Annotated in this window: 19 protein-coding genes and 1 tRNA gene; 14 read left to right on the forward strand and 6 right to left on the reverse strand. The window is 46.5% G+C overall.

Annotated features, from left to right (window positions below):
• Positions 1-189: 189 nt before the first annotated feature.
• From GO755_RS24590 to GO755_RS24650, 13 genes are all read left to right on the forward strand, one after another.
• Entirely contained in the window at positions 190-2,616 is a 2,427-nt protein-coding gene (locus GO755_RS24590) for a penicillin acylase family protein (RefSeq protein ID WP_157587959.1), read from the forward strand.
• 62 nt (positions 2,617-2,678) lie between these two features.
• Positions 2,679-3,041: a hypothetical protein gene (locus tag GO755_RS24595; RefSeq protein ID WP_157587960.1), complete on the forward strand. Its 363-nt coding sequence runs from the start codon at positions 2,679-2,681 to the stop codon at positions 3,039-3,041.
• A 56-nt stretch (positions 3,042-3,097) separates the two neighbouring features.
• The gene (locus tag GO755_RS24600) at positions 3,098-3,697 is read left to right on the forward strand and encodes an OmpH family outer membrane protein (protein WP_317165954.1); all 600 of its coding nucleotides are present in this window, start codon (positions 3,098-3,100) and stop codon (positions 3,695-3,697) included.
• A 260-nt stretch (positions 3,698-3,957) separates the two neighbouring features.
• On the forward strand, positions 3,958-4,419 hold the full coding sequence (smpB, locus tag GO755_RS24605; RefSeq protein WP_157587961.1) for an SsrA-binding protein SmpB: 462 nt from the start codon (positions 3,958-3,960) through the stop codon (positions 4,417-4,419).
• 190 nt (positions 4,420-4,609) lie between these two features.
• Complete coding sequence (locus tag GO755_RS24610) at positions 4,610-5,125, forward strand: HNH endonuclease (protein WP_157587962.1); 516 nt, start codon at positions 4,610-4,612, stop codon at positions 5,123-5,125.
• A gap of 259 nt (positions 5,126-5,384) precedes the next feature.
• Positions 5,385-7,172, forward strand: coding sequence for a 30S ribosomal protein S1 (gene rpsA, locus GO755_RS24615; protein WP_157587963.1), 1,788 nt, complete (start codon positions 5,385-5,387; stop codon positions 7,170-7,172).
• A 138-nt stretch (positions 7,173-7,310) separates the two neighbouring features.
• Positions 7,311-7,381: transfer RNA gene (locus GO755_RS24620), tRNA-Cys, on the forward strand.
• A 182-nt stretch (positions 7,382-7,563) separates the two neighbouring features.
• Positions 7,564-8,871, forward strand: a complete 1,308-nt coding sequence (locus GO755_RS24625) for a site-specific integrase (RefSeq protein WP_157587964.1) — start codon at positions 7,564-7,566, stop codon at positions 8,869-8,871.
• Positions 8,872-9,048: 177 nt separating this feature from the next.
• A complete protein-coding gene (locus GO755_RS24630; RefSeq protein WP_157587965.1) occupies positions 9,049-9,366 on the forward strand; it encodes a hypothetical protein in 318 nt (105 codons plus the stop codon).
• A gap of 173 nt (positions 9,367-9,539) precedes the next feature.
• The gene (locus GO755_RS24635) at positions 9,540-10,973 is read left to right on the forward strand and encodes a DUF3987 domain-containing protein (protein ID WP_157587966.1); all 1,434 of its coding nucleotides are present in this window, start codon (positions 9,540-9,542) and stop codon (positions 10,971-10,973) included.
• A 345-nt stretch (positions 10,974-11,318) separates the two neighbouring features.
• A complete protein-coding gene (locus tag GO755_RS24640) occupies positions 11,319-12,446 on the forward strand; it encodes a DUF6371 domain-containing protein (protein ID WP_157587967.1) in 1,128 nt (375 codons plus the stop codon).
• Positions 12,447-12,508: 62 nt separating this feature from the next.
• Complete coding sequence (locus tag GO755_RS24645; RefSeq protein ID WP_157587968.1) at positions 12,509-12,820, forward strand: hypothetical protein; 312 nt, start codon at positions 12,509-12,511, stop codon at positions 12,818-12,820.
• Positions 12,821-13,049: 229 nt separating this feature from the next.
• Positions 13,050-13,973: a helix-turn-helix domain-containing protein gene (locus tag GO755_RS24650; RefSeq protein ID WP_157587969.1), complete on the forward strand. Its 924-nt coding sequence runs from the start codon at positions 13,050-13,052 to the stop codon at positions 13,971-13,973.
• A 98-nt stretch (positions 13,974-14,071) separates the two neighbouring features.
• Here the strand turns inward: GO755_RS24650 and GO755_RS24655 are convergent, their stop codons facing one another.
• The 5 genes from GO755_RS24655 to GO755_RS24675 all read right to left on the reverse strand — a co-directional run bounded on the left by GO755_RS24655 (position 14,072) and on the right by GO755_RS24675 (position 17,086).
• Positions 14,072-14,551 (reverse strand): hypothetical protein, encoded by a 480-nt coding sequence (locus GO755_RS24655; protein ID WP_157587970.1) that lies wholly within the window; start codon positions 14,549-14,551, stop codon positions 14,072-14,074.
• A gap of 132 nt (positions 14,552-14,683) precedes the next feature.
• A complete protein-coding gene (locus GO755_RS24660) occupies positions 14,684-15,151 on the reverse strand; it encodes a hypothetical protein (RefSeq protein ID WP_157587971.1) in 468 nt (155 codons plus the stop codon).
• Positions 15,152-15,316: 165 nt separating this feature from the next.
• A complete protein-coding gene (locus tag GO755_RS24665) occupies positions 15,317-15,766 on the reverse strand; it encodes a hypothetical protein (RefSeq protein ID WP_157587972.1) in 450 nt (149 codons plus the stop codon).
• 157 nt (positions 15,767-15,923) lie between these two features.
• Complete coding sequence (locus GO755_RS24670; RefSeq protein ID WP_157587973.1) at positions 15,924-16,115, reverse strand: hypothetical protein; 192 nt, start codon at positions 16,113-16,115, stop codon at positions 15,924-15,926.
• Between the two features lie 488 nt (positions 16,116-16,603).
• Positions 16,604-17,086, reverse strand: a complete 483-nt coding sequence (locus GO755_RS24675) for a DUF5681 domain-containing protein (RefSeq protein ID WP_157587974.1) — start codon at positions 17,084-17,086, stop codon at positions 16,604-16,606.
• Positions 17,087-17,526: 440 nt separating this feature from the next.
• Here GO755_RS24675 and GO755_RS24680 point away from each other — a divergent pair, with 440 nt between their 5' ends.
• Positions 17,527-17,805, forward strand: coding sequence for a hypothetical protein (locus tag GO755_RS24680; RefSeq protein WP_157587975.1), 279 nt, complete (start codon positions 17,527-17,529; stop codon positions 17,803-17,805).
• A gap of 439 nt (positions 17,806-18,244) precedes the next feature.
• Here the strand turns inward: GO755_RS24680 and GO755_RS24685 are convergent, their stop codons facing one another.
• On the reverse strand, positions 18,245-18,538 hold the full coding sequence (locus GO755_RS24685; RefSeq protein ID WP_157587976.1) for a hypothetical protein: 294 nt from the start codon (positions 18,536-18,538) through the stop codon (positions 18,245-18,247).
• Between the last annotated feature and the right edge of the window lie 457 nt (positions 18,539-18,995).

The following is an 18,995-nucleotide window of genomic DNA, read 5'->3' on the forward strand; positions in this document are numbered from 1 at the left end:
TAGTCCAACTTTTCGCTTGTTATTCTTCTCAACCCGAATTCGTAGATACTACGGACTGAAAATCGACTGAACGGGCATTATTCCTATATTTAAGAACAAATTGCTTAGTTAAAAATAGGAATATTTTTTATTTGATCAGTACAATACTAAACTTGCAATAAGACTCCTTTCGTTCACCTTCACCTCATCATGCGCTACACAAAAGCAATAGTTAGTTCTGTTCTTACCATTCTGCTTATTTGGGCACTGAATCGGCCCTGGGGCAGTATTCCAGCCTTCGGTCCTCTCTTAAGTCCATTTGTCGGTTTCTGGCAAAACGCCGAATCAGCCAATACTACAGATGAAGAAATTACATTAAACGGTACCAAAGCGCCCGTTACAGTTATATTCGATGATTTAGCCATCCCGCACGTTTTCGCTCAGAACGATCAGGATGCCTATTTCGCACAAGGATATCTGACTGCTCGCGATCGGCTCTGGCAGATGGAGTTCCAAACTCATGCTGCTGCCGGGCGCGTTTCTGAGCTAGTGGGCGACAAAGCGCTGGAACTGGATCGTTTCAATCGGCATCTAGGCATGGGTTTCGGTGCTGAAAAAGCCGTAAAGGCAATGATGGCTGATCCTCGCTCCCGCGAATCGGTTGAGGCTTATACGGCGGGGGTAAATGCCTATATTAATCAACTAAAGCCAGCAAACTATCCGCTTGAATACAAATTATTGGGCTACGCTCCAGAGCCCTGGCAGCCTATTAAATGCGCTTACTTTCTGAAATATATGTCGGGCGTACTGGCCTTGGGTGCCGACGATCTGAACATGAGTAACGTACTGAAAAAATACGGCACAGTCGTTACCGCGGATCTTTTTCCTGATTATCCATTTCGGGAAGACCCCATTATTCCAGTTGGCACGAAGTGGGATTTTACGCCTGTCAAAATACCCGCTGTACCTGCCAATGTATTGCCTGATAAAAAGTCAGTCGCTATGAATTGGCCTGAGCAAGACCCAACGATTGGCAGTAATAACTGGGCAGTTGGACCGCAGAAATCAGCGTCGGGCTATCCTATCCTGGCCAATGATCCACACTTATCATTGAGCCTGCCTTCGATCTGGTATCAGATTCAACTCGTAACACCAACGATGAATGTTTACGGGGCTTCTATGCCTGGCTCACCTGGAGTTATTATCGGGTTTAATAAGCAAGTGGCCTGGGGTGTTACGAATGTAGGAGCTGATGTATTAGATTTTTACCAGATTCGGTTCAAAGACGCTTCCCGGCGGGAATATTGGCACGATAACAAATGGAAGCCCGTTAGCCGTCGGTTAGAAGTGATTAAAGTGAAGGGCATGCCTGATGTAGTTGATACGGTGTTATATACCCATCACGGCCCTGTTATGTACGAAGTGGGCCAGAAGCCTTTTGCCAAAAACGTTCCGGTAGGTTATGCCGCTCGTTGGATTGCCCATGAAGCTTCTAACGATTTTCTGACTTATTACCTGCTTGATCGTGCTAAAAATCATGACGACTATCGTAAGGCGTTAAGTTACTACGGCGCTCCAGCCCAAAATTTCGTTTTTGCCGATACCGCTAAAGATATTGCTATCTCGCCAAACGGACGCTTCCCACTCAAATGGAAAGACCAGGGCAAGTTTTTGTTAGATGGTACTAATCCCGCTCACGACTGGCAAGGCTGGATTCCGGCTGCACAGAATCCGCATGTGAAGAATCCGCCCAGAGGGTTTGTTAGTTCAGCCAATCAGTCGTCTACTGATCCAACCTACCCTTATTATATCAATTGGCAGTTCGCCCCATCTGAACGTGGTACGCGAATTAATCAGCGCTTAACAGTTATGCAACAGGCCACGCCCGATAGCCTGCGCGCTTTGCAAAATGACAACTTCAACCTTCAGGCGGCCAATGCATTGCCAGTCCTTCTACCTTATATGGAGGAGAAGTCATTATCGGCTGAGCAGAAAAAGGCATTTGACGTCATTAAGAAATGGCGTTACAACAATGACATTGCCGAAATAGGGCCAACCCTTTTTACTGAATGGATGCGTCAATATCTGGACGGCGTTTGGAAAGATGACTTTCCAAGCAACGACACAACGACGCTACGTTACCCAAGTTTCGATCGGACGCTGCATATGGCGGAGAAAGAACCAACGGCTCACTGGTTTGACGACATAACGACTTCTCCCAAAGAGACTATTGGTAGCGTACTAACACAAAGCTTTCGGGGCGCTGTGGATTCGCTAACTCGGCAGCACGGTGCCATGGGTACGGCCTGGCAATGGGGTCCGCATAAAGCGACACGAATTACTCACTTAGCCCGTCTGGATGCGCTTAGTGCGCTGAATGTACAAATCGGTGGTGGACGAAGCGTAGTCAATGCAACTAGCGAGCGACACGGCCCATCCTGGCGAATGGTCGTAGCCTTAGGACCAACGCCTAAAGCCTATGGTGTGTATCCGGGTGGACAGTCTGGAAATCCAGGTAGCCCCAATTATCTGAATATGCTCGAAACCTGGCGCACGGGCCAGCTTAATGAGTTGTTGTTTCTGCAGACAGCTCAGGATAAAAATTCGAGGATAAAACGGAAAATGACGTTAAAGTAACGTGGCCGGAAAGTCGCGATGTCCATTCAATTTAAAAAGCGGCTTTCCAGCCGCACTACACGATGATTCAAATTATTCTCATAGCCGTTTTAAGTCTATTGGCTCAATTTGTACTTCCCTGGTGGAGTTTGGCCATTATTGCGTTTCTGGTTTGTTTCTGGCGTAGTTCAAGCGCAGGCCAGTCGTTTTTTGCTGGCTTTTATGGGGTAGCGCTGGTGTGGCTAGCGTATGCCATTCTCCTCCATTCGCGTACCGATGGCGTTTTTACGGGACGAATGAGCGAATTGCTCTTTAAAACAAATAGCGCTATTCTTCCCGGACTTGTGACTGCAATAGTTGGCGGGTTGGTTGGTGGGTTAGCCGGGCTGTCGGGTTACTTTGTTAAAGGGGCTATCGGAAATGAAATCGCAAATCGTATCTCGTAAATCGTAAATCCCTCTACCTTTGTAGAATAAACTGATAACTAACTGATTCATTTCCTGTGAAGAATGCCTCGTTGATTCTAAACGTCATCCTGACGATTGCCGTAGCTGTACTGTACTACCTGCATTTTAAAGGCGCTCAGCCTGAATCGGCGGCTCCCGCCATAACAACACCTGCCGCAGCTAAAGGCAAATCCATTGTATATGTGAACGTTGATTCACTCCTAACGAAATACGAATATTTTAAAGATACTCAGAAAGTTCTTGAGAGTAAGCGTTTCCAATTGGAAACAGACCTTGCTGGTAAAGGCCGGAATCTGCAGAACAAAGTAACGTTTTTCCAACAACGGGCTGCTACGATGACTCAAGAGCAAGGCCGTGCTACAGAAGCTGCTCTTCAAAAAGAACAGCAAGACATCCTGGCTTATCGTGAGCGTGCTGCCCAAAGCCTGGCTGCCGAAGAACAAGCTAAAAACAAGCAACTGTACGACCAGATTTACGATTATCTGAAAAAAATAAACGGACAGAACAAATACGAGTTTGTTCTGGGCTATACCAAAGGTGGCGGTATCCTGTTTGCTGATCCATCTGTTGATCAAACGAAAGCGATTCTGGATGGCCTGAATAAAGAGTATACGGCTAAACAAACGAAGAAATAGCCTTCAAGCTTCTAAAGAAGCTGTGAACAACTGAAACCCGGCTTGCTGAACAGCAGTGTTCAATGAGCCGGGTTTGTTTTTACATCATATTGCAAATTTCTTTTCTTGACATAAACCTCCTGAGAGTTTCCGGTGTTCTTGCACTTACCCGGTTACCTTTGTGACCCAGATTAACCTAATTTGGCGTATTGCGTTCTAGTGTCAACCCACCTGACAATCAAGTTGCAATACATCATATATCCTACATCCTATATCAATATATGGCTTCTGCTTCTATTGTTAAACAAGTTGATATTCGGAATCGAAGAGCCTCGTTTGAGTATGCGTTTCTGGACAATTATACGGCTGGTATTGTTCTCACTGGTACTGAAATTAAATCGGTTCGGCAGGGAAAAGTGAATTTACAGGATGCTTACTGCCTGATTCATAATGACGAAATGTACATTCGGCAAATGAGCATTGCCGTTTATACTGAGGGTACCCATTACAATCATGAACCTCTCCGTGATCGGAAACTTCTACTCACCAAACGAGAGATCAAGCGTCTTACTGAAAAACTGAAAGATCAGGGACTCACTATTGTGCCCATCCGGCTTTTTACAAACGAACGGGGCTTTGCTAAAGTCGAGATTGCGCTGGCAAAAGGTAAAAAACTCTACGATAAACGGGATAGCATTAAAGAGCGCGAGGTTGAGCGGGATATGCAGCGGGAACGGTATTAAGTAGTAGGTGCAGTAAGTAAAGAAGGTGGGGTGAATGAACGTATCAACAACTGTTTTCACTCACTCCACCCTCTTTACCTACTGCATCTACTACACTTAATCTACCAACAACGACTAAATTTTCTGGAACTATTGCCGTTATGTGGATAACTCTGTAACTTGCTACCGTACAGAGGCATCTAAACGCGATATGGGTAGGAAAGTATTAGTCTTAAATCAAGATTACAGTGCGCTCAGCATTTGCTCCGTTCCCAAAGCATTCCTGCTGGTTTTTTTAGATAAAGCAGAACTCGTTGCCCAGTCCGAGCAGTTTATGCTCCGAACCGTTTCTGCCGAGTTCCCGATGCCGACGGTTATTAGGCTGCATCGGTACGTGAATCTGCCTTACAAAGGCGTAATGCTCACTCGGCAAAACATCTTCAAGCGCGACGGTCACCATTGTCAGTATTGTGGCACCACCGAAGACCTGACACTTGACCATGTGTTGCCGAAATCGCGGGGAGGTAAAACCAGTTGGGACAATCTGGCCACCGCCTGCAAACGCTGCAACTCGCGCAAAGGTGACTTTACGCCCGAAGAAGCTAATCTAAAACTTCGCCAAAAGCCGTTTAAACCCACGTTCCTCGTTTTTCTGCGTGAGTTTTCTGGCTCAATAGAGCAAAGCTGGATGCCATTTTTAGCGAAGAAAGAAAGGGCATTTCGATAGGAATTTTAGTTGAAAAGAAAAAGTGGAGTGGGTGTAGTATGTGGAGTAGTCTTAATAAACTCACTCCACGTACTGCACCCACTCCACTTTTTTACTCTTTCTGCCTTAAACACAAAGACTTTTGACGATTCCGAAACTTTTTTCGGAAAGCAATTGCTATCTTTGCAGTCCTTTTTTGAGGGCAAAAATTTATAACTAAAAGTCAGTTCGCCATTGACCCACGAACTGATGTACCGAGCGGGTCAGGGAAACATTTTTTATGAGCAAAACGCAGCAACGCGAACTGCCGGCATTTGATTGGGACCGGGCAGACAACAAAGGGTTTGGTAGTGGTTATTCGGTTGAAGAACATAACCGGATGTTGGAATTGTACGACAACACCCTGTCGGAAGTTAAAGAGAAAGAAGTAGTAATGGGAACCGTCGTTGGGATAACGGATCGGGAAGTATTACTCAACATCGGATTCAAGTCGGACGGCTTGGTACCAGCTTCTGAATTCCGGGATATGCCGGATCTGAAGATGGGTGATGAAATTGAAGTTTACGTAGAAAATCAGGAAGACCCGAACGGCCAACTGGTTCTTTCGCGCAAGAAAGCGAAAGTGATCACAGCATGGCAGAAAATCCAGCGCGCACTTGATGAAGACCTCGTTATTGATGGCTTTGTAAAACGCCGGACGAAAGGTGGTCTGATTGTTGATATTTTCAGCATTGAAGCATTCTTGCCAGGATCGCAAATCGACGTTAAGCCGATTCGTGATTTCGACATCTTTGTCGGTAAGAAAATGGAGGTTAAAGTCGTTAAGATCAACTATGCAAACGACAACGTAGTCGTTTCGCACAAAGTCCTGATCGAGAAAGACCTCGAAGCACAACGCGCTCAAATCCTGAACAACCTCGAAAAAGGTCAGGTATTGGAAGGCGTTATCAAAAATATGACCAACTTCGGTGTGTTCATCGATCTTGGTGGTGTCGATGGTCTGCTGCACATCACGGATATTTCGTGGGGCCGCATCAGTCACCCATCCGAAGTTCTGCACCTCGACCAGAAGGTCAATGTGGTTGTTCTGGACTTCGACGAAGATAAAAAACGTATCTCTCTGGGCATGAAGCAACTCCAGGCTCATCCTTGGGATGCTCTGGCTGAGGACATTCAGGTTGGTTCGAAAGTGAAAGGCAAAATCGTAAACGTAGCCGATTACGGTGCTTTCCTCGAAATTCAACCAGGTGTAGAAGGCTTGATCCACGTTTCAGAAATGTCGTGGTCGCAGCATCTGCGTAACCCACAGGAATTCCTGAAAGTTGGTGATGAAGTAGAGGCACAAGTGCTGACACTTGATCGTAACGATCGTAAAATGTCGTTAGGTATCAAACAACTGACCGAAGATCCTTGGACTCGCCCTGAACTGCGTACGAAATATGCAGTTGGCACCAAGCACAAAGGTCTGGTTCGTAACCTAACCAACTTCGGTCTGTTCCTTGAACTGGAAGAAGGTATCGATGGTCTGGTACACGTATCTGACTTATCTTGGACCAAGAAAATCAAACATCCTTCTGATTTCATCAAAGTTGGTGACGAACTCGAAGTTGTAGTTCTGGAGCTTGACGTAGACAATCGTCGTCTGGCGCTAGGTCACAAACAACTCGAAGAGAACCCATGGGATACGTTTGAAACTGTTTTCGCTGTTGGTACCGTACACCGTTGCACAATCCTGAGCAAAAACGACAAGATGGCTACACTCGAACTGCCTTATGGCATCGAAGGCTTCTCGTCGCTTAAGAACTTGGGCAAAGAAGACGGTACGTTTGCCGAAGTTGGCGAAACGCTTGATTTCAAAGTAACAGAGTTCTCGAAAGAAGAGAAACGCATTATGCTCTCGCACACGAAAACGTGGCAGGAGAAAAATGAGCCAGTTAAAGAGCAGAAGGCCCCTAAAGTCGCTGCTGCAAAAACTGCTTCGGCGCCAGCTCAGGCTGAACGTGGTGCTACCTTGGGCGACCTTGATGCATTGGCTGCTTTGAAGGAGCAAATGGAAGGTCGCAACTAAGCGGAGCTTTAAACGAAAAAATGCCCTTGGACTTTTTAGTTTAGGGGCATTTTTTTATGATCGGCTTTTCTACATTAAAGATAAAATCGTATGTTTGCACTCCCGAATCGAGGACCTGTCCTAAATTCGGTCTTATAAGGTTCCGTGGCCGAGTGGCTAGGCAGTGGTCTGCAAAACCTCGTACAGCGGTTCGAATCCGCTCGGAACCTCACCCTTCTTTACCGGAGTTAACCAATTCGATAGCAAATGTGCTATAATTCAATTGGTTAACTCCTTTTTTATTTACAGTACTTTACACATCTATGTAATCTATTGTAAACAAATTCCGTCACCTAATCCGTCACCTGCTTCTTTTTTATCGTAGTTTTGGTTTAAGCAGATCGCTACCACGATGAAGACGATAACTGACAAGTCAATCAAGTTCCTTTTGAAAGATGCCGGGTCTGACCGGGCTACGTTGATCTATTTGGTTTATCGATACGAGAACAAGCGCTTTATTACCTCAACTGGCCAAATGATTGAGTCCTTTCTTTGGGATGCCGAACGACAGCGAGCGAAAACGGATGCCAGGCTTGTCAAGAACAAACGGGAACGCGAATCAAACGAAACGGTCAATGCTCATCTGGAACGACAGCGCTCGGCGCTACTGAAAGTGCTACATTCGCTGCTGCTTGCCGAAATACAGCTCAGCAATGAGATTATAAAGCAACACTTAGATAGTGCGCTAGGGCGGCTTAAAAAGGCTTCGACCTTGCCAGGCAAGCCGATCACCTTCTTGGCCTATATCGATCAATTCGTTGAGGAGGCCCAATCCGGTAAGCGACTTAATAGCAAGTCCCGCCGATACGCTCCGATTACGATTAAAAGTTTTGCCAAGTTAAAACGGATACTGGAGCGGTATAGTCGTGAAATGAATCAGAAGGTAGACTATCCTGATTTTACAATCGAGTATTATCATAAGTTAAAGTCATGGATGACTGACCTGGGCTTATCCTTAAACTACATTGGCGCTCTGCTAAAGGACTTCAAACTACTTCTCAAGCAATCGCATAGTGAGGGATTGCATACCAATATGATCTTTCAACACCGGGATTTCAAACGAATGGTTGAGGAGGTTGATAACGTATACCTATCGAATGACGAGCTGAATCACCTGTTCAATCTTGACCTAGCGAAAAACACCCGACTTGATCGAATACGAGATCTATTTCTGATTGGATGCTATACAGGCCTTCGGTTTTCTGATTTCTCTGAGTTGCGACCAGAGAATATTACCCATAACGGCCAAATACTGACGCGTAACACGATAAAAACCGGAGAACGGGTTTCCATACCTCTAAATCCTAATGTACTGTCTATCCTCAAAAAATATGGTGGTATACCCCCTCGGACAATAACCAACCAGCGTATGAACAACTACCTGAAAGAGTTGAGTCAGTTTGCTGGATTCTCTGAACTCACGGAGGTCAGTCGAACTAAGGGGGGATTTAGGCAAACTAGGGCATTAGAAAAATGGGAATTGATTACGACCCACACTGCCAGGCGGTCATTTGCTACCAATGCCTACCTGGCTGGCGTCCCTACTATCTCGATCATGAAAATTACCGGGCACAAGTCAGAGTCGATGTTTATGCGCTATATCAAGATTTCCTCCGAGCAAAACGCAATGCTGATGCTTGATCATGCCCACTTTCAGTAGTTAAAACGAAGCTTGATTTGTAATTCGTTGTATTTCTTATTGCCCTTTATAGGCTTGTTTTAACGGTATCATACGAAAGTGATTAATTATCTGATGTTTTCTGTTTTTTTTATTTTTGTTTTTAAGCCTTATTTAACCTTACTTTACAACAAATAAAACAATCAACTATTTGTTGTTATGGTAGGGACCCCACAAGTCGTCATCCACGTTACGCCGGAACAATTCGAAAAGATCATTGAGGACCGGCTGGAAAATGCTTTTCAAAAACACTTATCGGCTAAAATCACAAAAGAACAGGATCCACTGGAGTTGGCCACGATCAAAAAAGTATGTAGTTTTTTACATATAACACGGCAGACGCTCCATAAAATGTCAAAAGATACGCCCGAGGGAGCTGCCATGCTTGTACCGCGCAAAGTGGGAAGACGCCTTCTTTATAAGTGGGAAGAAGTATTGGCCGTTGCCAAAGAGTACCGTCGATTCAAGGCCGCTTAGGTTAAGCAGTAAACGTATACCCTTGTCCGGTATGCCTGGAGTACAATAGCCTAATTCCAATTGACGATAACCTCAGATGGCATGAGCACGGTACTAAAATACATGAATACTTTCTGGATCTGGTTTGATCCATGTGCGCTCGAACTTGTTCAAAAGAGAGGAGGTGAGTCCGTATGAGCACTCGACAACCGAAATCGGACACCTCCCTAAATGGCTTATCAATGAATGAGCTTCAACAGAAGCTTAAAGAGGAGGCTCAGTTGTTCCAATCGACGACTGATCAACCGACGGTTAACTCGTTTCCGACTGAGGTATTACCGACTCCCTTACAAAAGTTAATCAATCAGACGGAGATGTATTCGCAATTCCGGCCAGAATGGATAGGCTCATCAATATTGTATGCTGCTAGTGTTGCCGTTGGTAATAGCATTGGGACAAAGTATAAGGGATGGGCACAGAAGGCCACACTATATCTGGCACTGGTCGGTCTGCCAGGTACGAACAAAAGTAGTCCCGCTGAAGAGGCTATCAAACCTCTTCGACAGCTTAATTCAGAGTCGAATCGGCTATTTAATCAGCAAATGGAGGAGTATAAACGATGGGAAAAGTTAAGTAAAAAGCAGCGACAGTTAGAAGGACTACCACTATTGATGATACCACCAGCCTACAAAACCTTACTGGTATCGGACGTTACGCCAGAGGCACTAATACAAACCCATCAGAATAATCCTTTTGGATTGGGTCTATTCATGGATGAACTGGCAGGCTGGTTTCAGAACTTTAACCGGTATAGCAAAGGTAGTGATCAGGAGTTCTGGCTATCAAACTGGTCTTTCTCCCCAATTAGTGTTATTCGGAAAACGTCAGCACCTATTCAGATTGATACCCCCTTTATTTCGATACTTGGCACGATTCAGCCTGGTATCTTAAATGAACTAGCCAAGGATGGCCGTAATCAGAACGGTTTCATTGATCGCATCCTATTCGCTTATCCGGATAACCAGTTGAAGCCCTACGATAGAGAGGGTGAACCCGATAGCGCTGTCCTAGAAGACTATAAGCAATGCATTATGAAGCTTTACGGCTTGCGTCAAGAATCGAAGTTGAGTGATAATGGCAATCCGGAGACCAGGTGGCTACCCTTTTCACCTGAAGCATTCGAGCAAATGAAGATCTGGAAAAACCGGAATACTGACCGGGGCAACCAGACCGAAAATCTGACTTTAAAGGGCATCTACGCCAAACTAGATGCCTACTGTATTCGGTTCGCTCTGCTGCTGGAGCTGCTTGACTGGGCTTTTGACCTATCCGATTTAACCCGAATCCGGTCCAGTACCGTCAACCGGGCCATTCAACTGGTCGAATACTTTCGTCAAAACACCGAAAAGGTCCATTTCGTATTAACGGAACAGACGGCTATTGATCGCCTACCCAAGGAGCAAATACGACTATTCAACGCCTTGCCAGATGAAATAAGCACCAAAGAAGCAGCGGCAATTGCTGATAAGCTTATACCACCAATATCGTCTCGAACGGTAAAGCGGCTTCTAAATACACCTGACGTCTTTAAGCGAGTTGGCCACGGCGAATACAGGAAGTGTGATTAAGGTGCGAAAAACTCACTTTGGCACTTTGGCATTTTGTTTGGCACTTTTTAACGTAGATAACATTCAGATTTTCAATTAATTAATACACGAAAGTGTCAAAGTGCCAAAATGCCACGAGGAATGTTTGAAAATCGATTTTCGCGTACGTACAACGTACCATTTTTATGAATTATTATAATATATTGATAATCAGTATATTATAGATTATTTAGATTTTAAATCCATTATTTCTAACTACTTGCTGGCACTTTGACACTTTGGCACTTTGATGAGTAACCACCTGATAGTTAGTGAGCTAGAGTTAAGGAAAAGTGCCAAACAAAGTGCCAAAGTGCCAAAACGACTATGTACCGGTATCAATTACCCAAAAAAGCGATTAAGTCGGATTGTCCTCAATGTGGACCCAAGCATCGACGGACTTTAAGTCGTTATGTCGATACCCGCACCAATGACCCATTACCAGAAATCTACGGTCTCTGTGACCGGGTCAGTAACTGCGGCTATCACCTTAGTCCCTATCACAAGAGTTCAACCGGCTTGACCTATGCCGATCAGCTATACGAGCAGGAGGGCCGGCAGTGGACTGATCAGAAACCTTATCAACGTACTGGCGCTTTCCGGTCAGCTATAGATAGCCCAGCTCCACAGCGTATTACCCCTGTCATCGCCATACCTGATGAGTTATTCCAGCAATCTCTGGGGCACTATGAGCGTAATCAATTCGCTTGCCTGTTACGTCAGCACTTTGGCATGGGAGCAGCTCAGGAGTTGTTAAACCGGTTTCAGGTAGGTACTTCATCACGCTGGCCCGGAGCCTGTGTATTCTGGTACATCGATGAGCAGAATCGGAAGCGGGGAGGGCAGATTAAACTCTTTGGGCAGGATTGGCACACGGAGAAATACTACGATCAGCATGGGCGAAAGTGCAGTAAGACCAGCTGGGTGCATTCAGTCCTGTTGTATCGCTGCAGGAGCCAGCAGGTACCTCCACCGCAATGGCTTATTGACTACCAGGAAACGGGAGCCTGCTGCCCCTGCCTATTCGGATTGCCTCAGCTTCACTCGGTTTCCGCTGATCAGCCAGTGGCGATCGTTGAAGCGCCCAAGACGGCCATCCTGAGTACCCCCTACTTTCCTGACTACGTTTGGCTGGCGGTTGGTTCGTTAACCTATTTGAATTCCAGCGAATCAGGTTTGCAACGATTGGCACCGATACGAGCCAGGCCTGTGACGTTCTTTCCTGATCTATCAAAAGATGGCAGCGCTTTTGATAGCTGGAGCCGTATCGCCGACGAACTAAATCAAGTAGGCTTTCAGATTAGCGTTTCTCGCTTACTGGAGAGTAATGCAACGGATAAGGAGCGAGCTGATGGGTTTGATCTGGCCGACTTTATCTTAGATAAGTGGAAGGGTTATCCACCAGACTGGGATGTAAGCAATGACTTACTTAGTGAAAATAAAGTACAACTCTGATCAAACTACTACTGTACCTGCGCAGGAATGTCAGCGTATTCATTTACCAGTTAACCAAAAAAATGATGAAAGAGGCAACTAAGTATAGCGAAAAAGACCGCCAGCATATTGCCTGGCTAGTCAGTACTCTTGTTAAGCACCCAGTCGATTGTGCAACGGCCGACGCAAGGTGGGTGGGTCTACGGAAAAATCAAGTAGCTTTTCAGATTATGCCCGCTATGGAAGTCGAACACAAAAGCCCGGTAAAGGAATTCTGGTGGGAGTCGAACTACTGTCATACCCAGCAGTTTTGGGACTCTCCAGTTGCGGCCGGTCTGCATTATGCTACCCATTTCCTTGCGTTTATCCAGACGAACCGAAACCCTCCTTCATAACTGCTAGCTCGTCCACGCAAAACTATTCGTAAAGGGGGAAGAGGGGAACAGGTACACTCAAAGATGGAATACCCCTTCCTGGCTGTTTTGGTTCCAGGTAGGGGTGTTCGGTACGAGTCGAAGGCTGTTCCCTTAGGCCCACCTGATCAATATGATGTAAACCATCCAAACTAGTTTAAACCACTTTTTGAATGATCTCCCATAAGTAAATTAATAAATCCCTTTGTGTATGACTGACCTTCGTCTCACTCCTGGTATCCTGTCCCTCAAACAAACACCCGCCGAGAAACTACTCCTGGCCTATATCTGTCAGCAAGCGGTCCTGGCGAACGGCCAGTGCACCGATAGTAATATCGTACTGGCCGAGGCTTTGGGTATGCATCATCAGACGGTATCTACCCTGGTGACCCGCTTAAGCGAGGCTACTCTACTAGAGACCACCACCCAGGCTAGTCAGGCCAATAGGCGCATCCTGATGCCTATAGGTGAGCTTCTGGCCGGCTATGAGCGATTGACTCATAGTACTCAATCAGACTATGAGCGATTTGCTCATAGTACCCAAGCCGACTATGAGCGATTGACTCATAGTACCTCGTCCGACTATCCGTCAAAACCGGATAGTACTCAGCCAGACTATGAGCGAATCACTCATAGTCCCGCCCGGAGGTGTCCCATTACCGACATTGATATTACTCATCAGGGGGAAAACTATCCGGTCGTGACGGCCGCGACCATCAAACGACTCTATAAAACGGATCGACAGCAGTTCGAAGAGGTCATGACTCGCCTGGAGGTGTCGGCCAAGAATGACTCCTCGATGTCGGGCCGTTGCATGAGCATGGCCCTTAAAGTGCAAGCCCTTGTCGACACGTATCCGGCCGACCACTTTAAAAAATTAGCCTTGAGTCAATTCCTGAGTGCTCATCGCCCCAAGCGACTATGTCCGGTTACCGACGTGGATATTACCCACCAGCGACCTAATTGTCGATTCGTCACCATCTTGACGCTTAAGAACCTGATCCGGACTGATCGGCCCGCGTTTGATCAACTGGTCAGTAGATTCCTGCATCGAGACCAATTTTCTGAATCGGTCTCGATGAAAACTCATTTACTGGCTGAACGGGTTCGGCAGGTGGGCAACACGCAGGTTTAACCATGGCTATACCCTTGACTGCACACAAACCTAGCTGATCCCCGTATTGACCGCTGGCCAGAGGATGGTGTGGGCTGGACTTTTGAGAAATCTTGTACTTAATAAGGATAGAGCGACTTGCTAGTTCGCCGGTATACACTGCGGGTTGTATCCGCGGATAAACTGTAAGGATTTAGTAGTTCACTTACGGTGATCGTTTCACCATTGGTGTCGGTTGTTAGATAATAGTTGATAAAACCGTCTCCCTTGTATTTGATGAGTACTGTATTGCGAGCTTCATCTGTAAAGGTGTGAGCTGTATCCCTCGACGTTTCATAAATCCGACGTTGTAAAGTATCGTTCTTGTAAAAGCCCACATAAGCCCCCTGGTCATCCGTCAACACGGCTAACTGCTTGGTATAGCCAACCGATTGGGGCGTACTAACGTGACTGGGAGTAGTGGTGCTGACCCACTCGAAAATGCCTCTTGTACCGCCCGCCAGTCGGTAATCAATGCCCTGCTTCTTGCAGCGCTGATTTAGCCAAAGAGTGCTTAAACAAATAAGAGCTAGGAGATAGTATGGATTCCTGTTTTTCATCGCCTCATATACGTTGAGTAATAGACCCCTACTCTTGATTAAGGGTTGAAACCTGTTTTGATGCTGTTATATAAGTGGCATTAGGATTAGCCAAAGGCCGCCCCTAGTATGCTGTGGCCTTTGGCTGGCTTATCAATCCAGGGAACTAACGGTGATGGGCTCATCTTCCCGAGAGTTATTGATCTCTCGAAGCTTGACCGCGTTGGGCACCACTTCGGTCAGCGATAGGATGGCTTGCGGAGGCCAAAAAGCCAATTTTTCATCCCCTTGAATATAGTAGGTCTTGCCCGCTTCCAAGGTTAAGGTCAAACTGGGTTTGGGGCCAAACCAGGGGTAGCCTATTTTCGTCGCGAAGGTATGTGTACCCGCTGGTAGCTGTACTAGACGGTGGGTATGCCGACTTAATTTACCGATGAGTTTATCCTGGTCGTAGAGCCGATACTTAATCTGTAGCCAAGTCGGGGGCGTACTTTGATAGAAGTACACCGTGGCCATTGGGGCGCTAGCTGGCGTGACGGCTGCTGAGGAGGACTGGGTAAAGCCATCCACTTTGCTCAATATGCTGAGTCCTAGTAGGCTTACTAGTTTTACTGCGTTCATAATTCATTGAGTTTTTGTTTACCTAGTTACTTAATCAGGGGACCCCTTACTTTTACTCATTTCGGTTCTATAATCTACGTAGCTGTTGCAAAAGTCGGACCCGGTTTAAACTTATCCTTCTATGGTCTTATCTCCTAAGTGCCGTTTAGGCCCAATCGAGCTGAGTTAATTCACTTTACTGAATTCATAAGCCGGCAAGTCTTGAGCCCTGCCTAAATCAATATACATTCGATTCTTATTAATATATAAAACAGGATTACGCACATACCAGTTGTCTTCCCTGGGCTGGGCATTGGTAGTAATCTGTAAATAGTGCCCTACCGGGTAGACTAACTTAACTACTTCATAATCAACCTTGTCAACTTGGATGCCATTGTCTATAATGCGAATCTGATTCTCACCGATAACCAGCTCTACATTCGGTAGAGTGGAGTTAAGAACCATGGACGATTGCTTGATCAACTTCCATTTGCCTGGTAACCACATCTTTGCCTGTGGCAAATCCAGGGTATAGTCTTTTAAGGGATAGAGAGTAGGGTCAACCTCGGCTGTTTTCTGACAACTGGTGATGCCCAAAGCTACTAGTAGCAACAAGTTCAAAACACTATTTTTCATCGTTCAACAGGCTAGTTCACACGGACAATATGATCCCCTAAAAGCCAATAAGGTTGGATTATGGGCTATTTTATAAGTTTAGCTACTGAGTTGGTCGTCAATTTAGCTTAGCTAACCCATTCCATACGTTTGCAACAGCCACGGGCAGTATGTTAACCTAAAGCCTTGCTTCAACAAGATATAATCGAAATGACGGATTTTCCGGGCGGCCACTGCCGTACGAACTGGCAATACTGCCCAAGTTATAGACCCCTGATTCGATCTGTGTACAGATCCAGAGCAACTCGACCTGATGTCGATATGTTGCCGACATAAGGTCGAAAACGCCCGAATGGATCTGCTTAATCATGCCCTCTGTTCGACATCCAAAAAGGGCGTTTTATTCCGTTTTTATTCCGTTATTTCTGATTAGTGACTGCTCTGAGTTGAGGCCTCCGCAGGGTCTTCAAAAGACCTTTTCTGCGACCCATCCGACCTGCCCGTTTTTGGTATTTTATTACTGTTCTATTCCTGTTATTGCCCAAGCTGGAGTCACCTTTTAAAGGTCTCTTGGTAGGGGTGTAGCGATCGATATGAGGTGAGCCAAAATCCCTATTTCATCACTGTTTTATCACTGTTATTGCTCAAAATAGATCGGCTCAGTAGTGGCGATTCGGCCGGCCTGGACGAGGCTTTTTCGGGGTCGATTTGACCTGGCCCGTTTTAGGATTTTATTCCTGTTCTATTCCTGTTATTGATCAAAATTGACCTCATAAACTAGGGGCCGCTCTGGCGAGTCGCCGGGCACGTAACTCCCTAAGTTCGTCCTGGATTTGCTGATCTGTTCTGGACTCGAGATTATCCCCGACTGCCTGTCCGATTTTGGTCTTGGCAGCTTTGGGGTTTGTCTACCTCGACATCATGTCGAGATGAATCCAGGAGGGGTTGGGACTCAACAATTCGTGTTTGTAATAAATGGATACGTTCCCCAAGCTGCTCCCTGATTAACAGGCTGGGGTTACTCGCTGAACTCAGGTTGATGACCGGGTTTCCATAGTCGACTGCCCTGTCCGGTTTACCATAGGCCGAATCCATCAGCGCAACGTAAGCGCGGGTATTTCCCTTGAAGGCCTCCCGGATCTGCAGGATGGTTATAATTTCCTCGACACTCAATAAGTCACGCTCTCCAGTCAAAGGATTGACAATGGATTGACTCATCTGAAGTAGTTCGAGGGCTACCGTCGAGCGGTTGCGTGACCCTTTGGGGCGGCCCGCCCGATTACCTGACTGGCCTTTCTGGAAACTACGGAGCGTACCTCCGTTTCTGCCTGGTCTATCCATACATGTGTGCTTACTTATTGGAAAAATACAACCGAATTTCGGGAGTTTACACTGTTCTTTCGCTGTTATTTCTCCAAGAGGCTCGGATTTATCCTATTCTGAATTGACTCACCTCGGCCTGTCAATACCTCATCAGGCGCACTTGATGTCCGATTGCTCACCTCGGCATAATTGATCTTAAATTATGCTTATAATACGGGAGACTATACGTTTGGGTACCGTGCCGAATGGGATACGACTCAAGGCTACTTACCGTGTCGATGGGGAAACGATAGAAGAGTAGATAGTACGAAAGCGAAGTATAACAGCTGTACTTAGTCCGAAATACCGTTTATCCGATCCGGTCCGGCTAAACGGTAGTCGTCAGACTGGCTATAGCCTGGACATGATTGGGGTGTTAACTACGTTACGCCCTCTCTGGTGGGCGACTGTGCGCGGAAATGACCGACGAAAAACCTTCCATCGACTTACAGTCGACGCGTGATGAGTTTTATACCGGGATGACTTCTTACGGGGGAACAGGCCTGCTGCCCAACCAGGTCTATAAGCGCCCTGAATTGTTGGCCGATTACCGGGAGTTTGCGGGCATGTCCGAAAAAGAATGCCCCTCCAGACGGTTTACCGACTATGTAAAAAGGTACGCCTATAGCAGGGGATGGGCGTTTAGGCTCGGTCCCAGTACTAAAAATCCTACGTTTAGCCTCCATGAAATCCACTAAAAAGGGGGAAGAGGGGAACAGGTTTACATTATAGTGGAACACCCCTTTTTGGTAGCTTCTTCTTTCTATTTAGGGGTGTTCCACTACAATAGAACCCTGTTCCCCTGTTCCCCTGTTTCTACTACTTTTCAAAGCCTGAAAGGGGGAGTAGAAGCTGGTTTAAGGCCGTTTACGATCTGACGAAAGCCGTCAAAATACTTGTAAACGCGGTTGAGGCTACGAATGGGATAGACCCTTTGCTCGATCAATCCCTTATCCGTGCTGGCTTGAGGCCTCTTTGCTCATCCGTAACCATCGGAGTTGAGCCATCAAAAATATTCCTACCGATGATTAGCTTGACTACTCTTACCCAGCTAAGAATAGTCAAGCTGATGGTTGACCGCTATGCTGGTGGATACCTGATCGTAGTTGGGTCGCCTATAGGTCTGCCACCGATCGCTTACAGGCTGGTGGGTTCGTCAAACTGTTCCCAATCCACTTGCCGGGCCACAAAGATTTCGTAGATGAGATTTTTCTTACCGGGTCGGTCGGGATCGGGCTCCATTTTCATGTGCGATAAGTGAGCCACGATATAGGTGGGCCAGGTGGCCGGAGCGTCGGCATCGTCGCCAATCAGTAAGGGTTGACCGTAGCTGTAGTGGGGTGGGGCCTCCACCACCACATCAGCCTGTAGTAGGGTATAGGTCTGTCGACTGGGATCGTCATAGAGTTGGATGCGCAGGAGTTGGGGCATGAGAGCGTTGTTTACGGTTACTTAAAGATACCTTCAGGAAAGGCGTAAAGAAGCCCCAGGACGCATTATTAATAGATTCTTCATCCAGCAGCCAGTCCTCAGAGTAGACACCGCATCCCTAAGGCTGACTCGCTAAACGGAGTAAGTTCGTAGAGGCATTGATTTCGCTATCTTCACCTTGACCGCACTCGCTCAAGCCGTGCCCATGGTCGGCTTAACTGGGTTCAAACGGTGACAGTTGATCAGCGTCCTCTCATACCCCCTCCTTATTGAAAGAATAGGCAGCCATGTCAGGCATATAACTTACTGTGAGTAGCAATAGCGTAGGTTGCGGGCAATCGACTATGCCTCTCTTGAAACCGTTAACAGAGCTGGAGGCCTTGGCCAGTCTATAGCGCCACAGGGGATCGTCAACTCCTTCACTTGGCAATGGCTAGCGAGTCGATAAGCAATCCTT

Origin of the sequence: Spirosoma arboris, from assembly GCF_009754945.1 — a bacterium.
GTDB classification, from domain to species: Bacteria; Bacteroidota; Bacteroidia; order Cytophagales; family Spirosomataceae; genus Spirosoma; species Spirosoma arboris.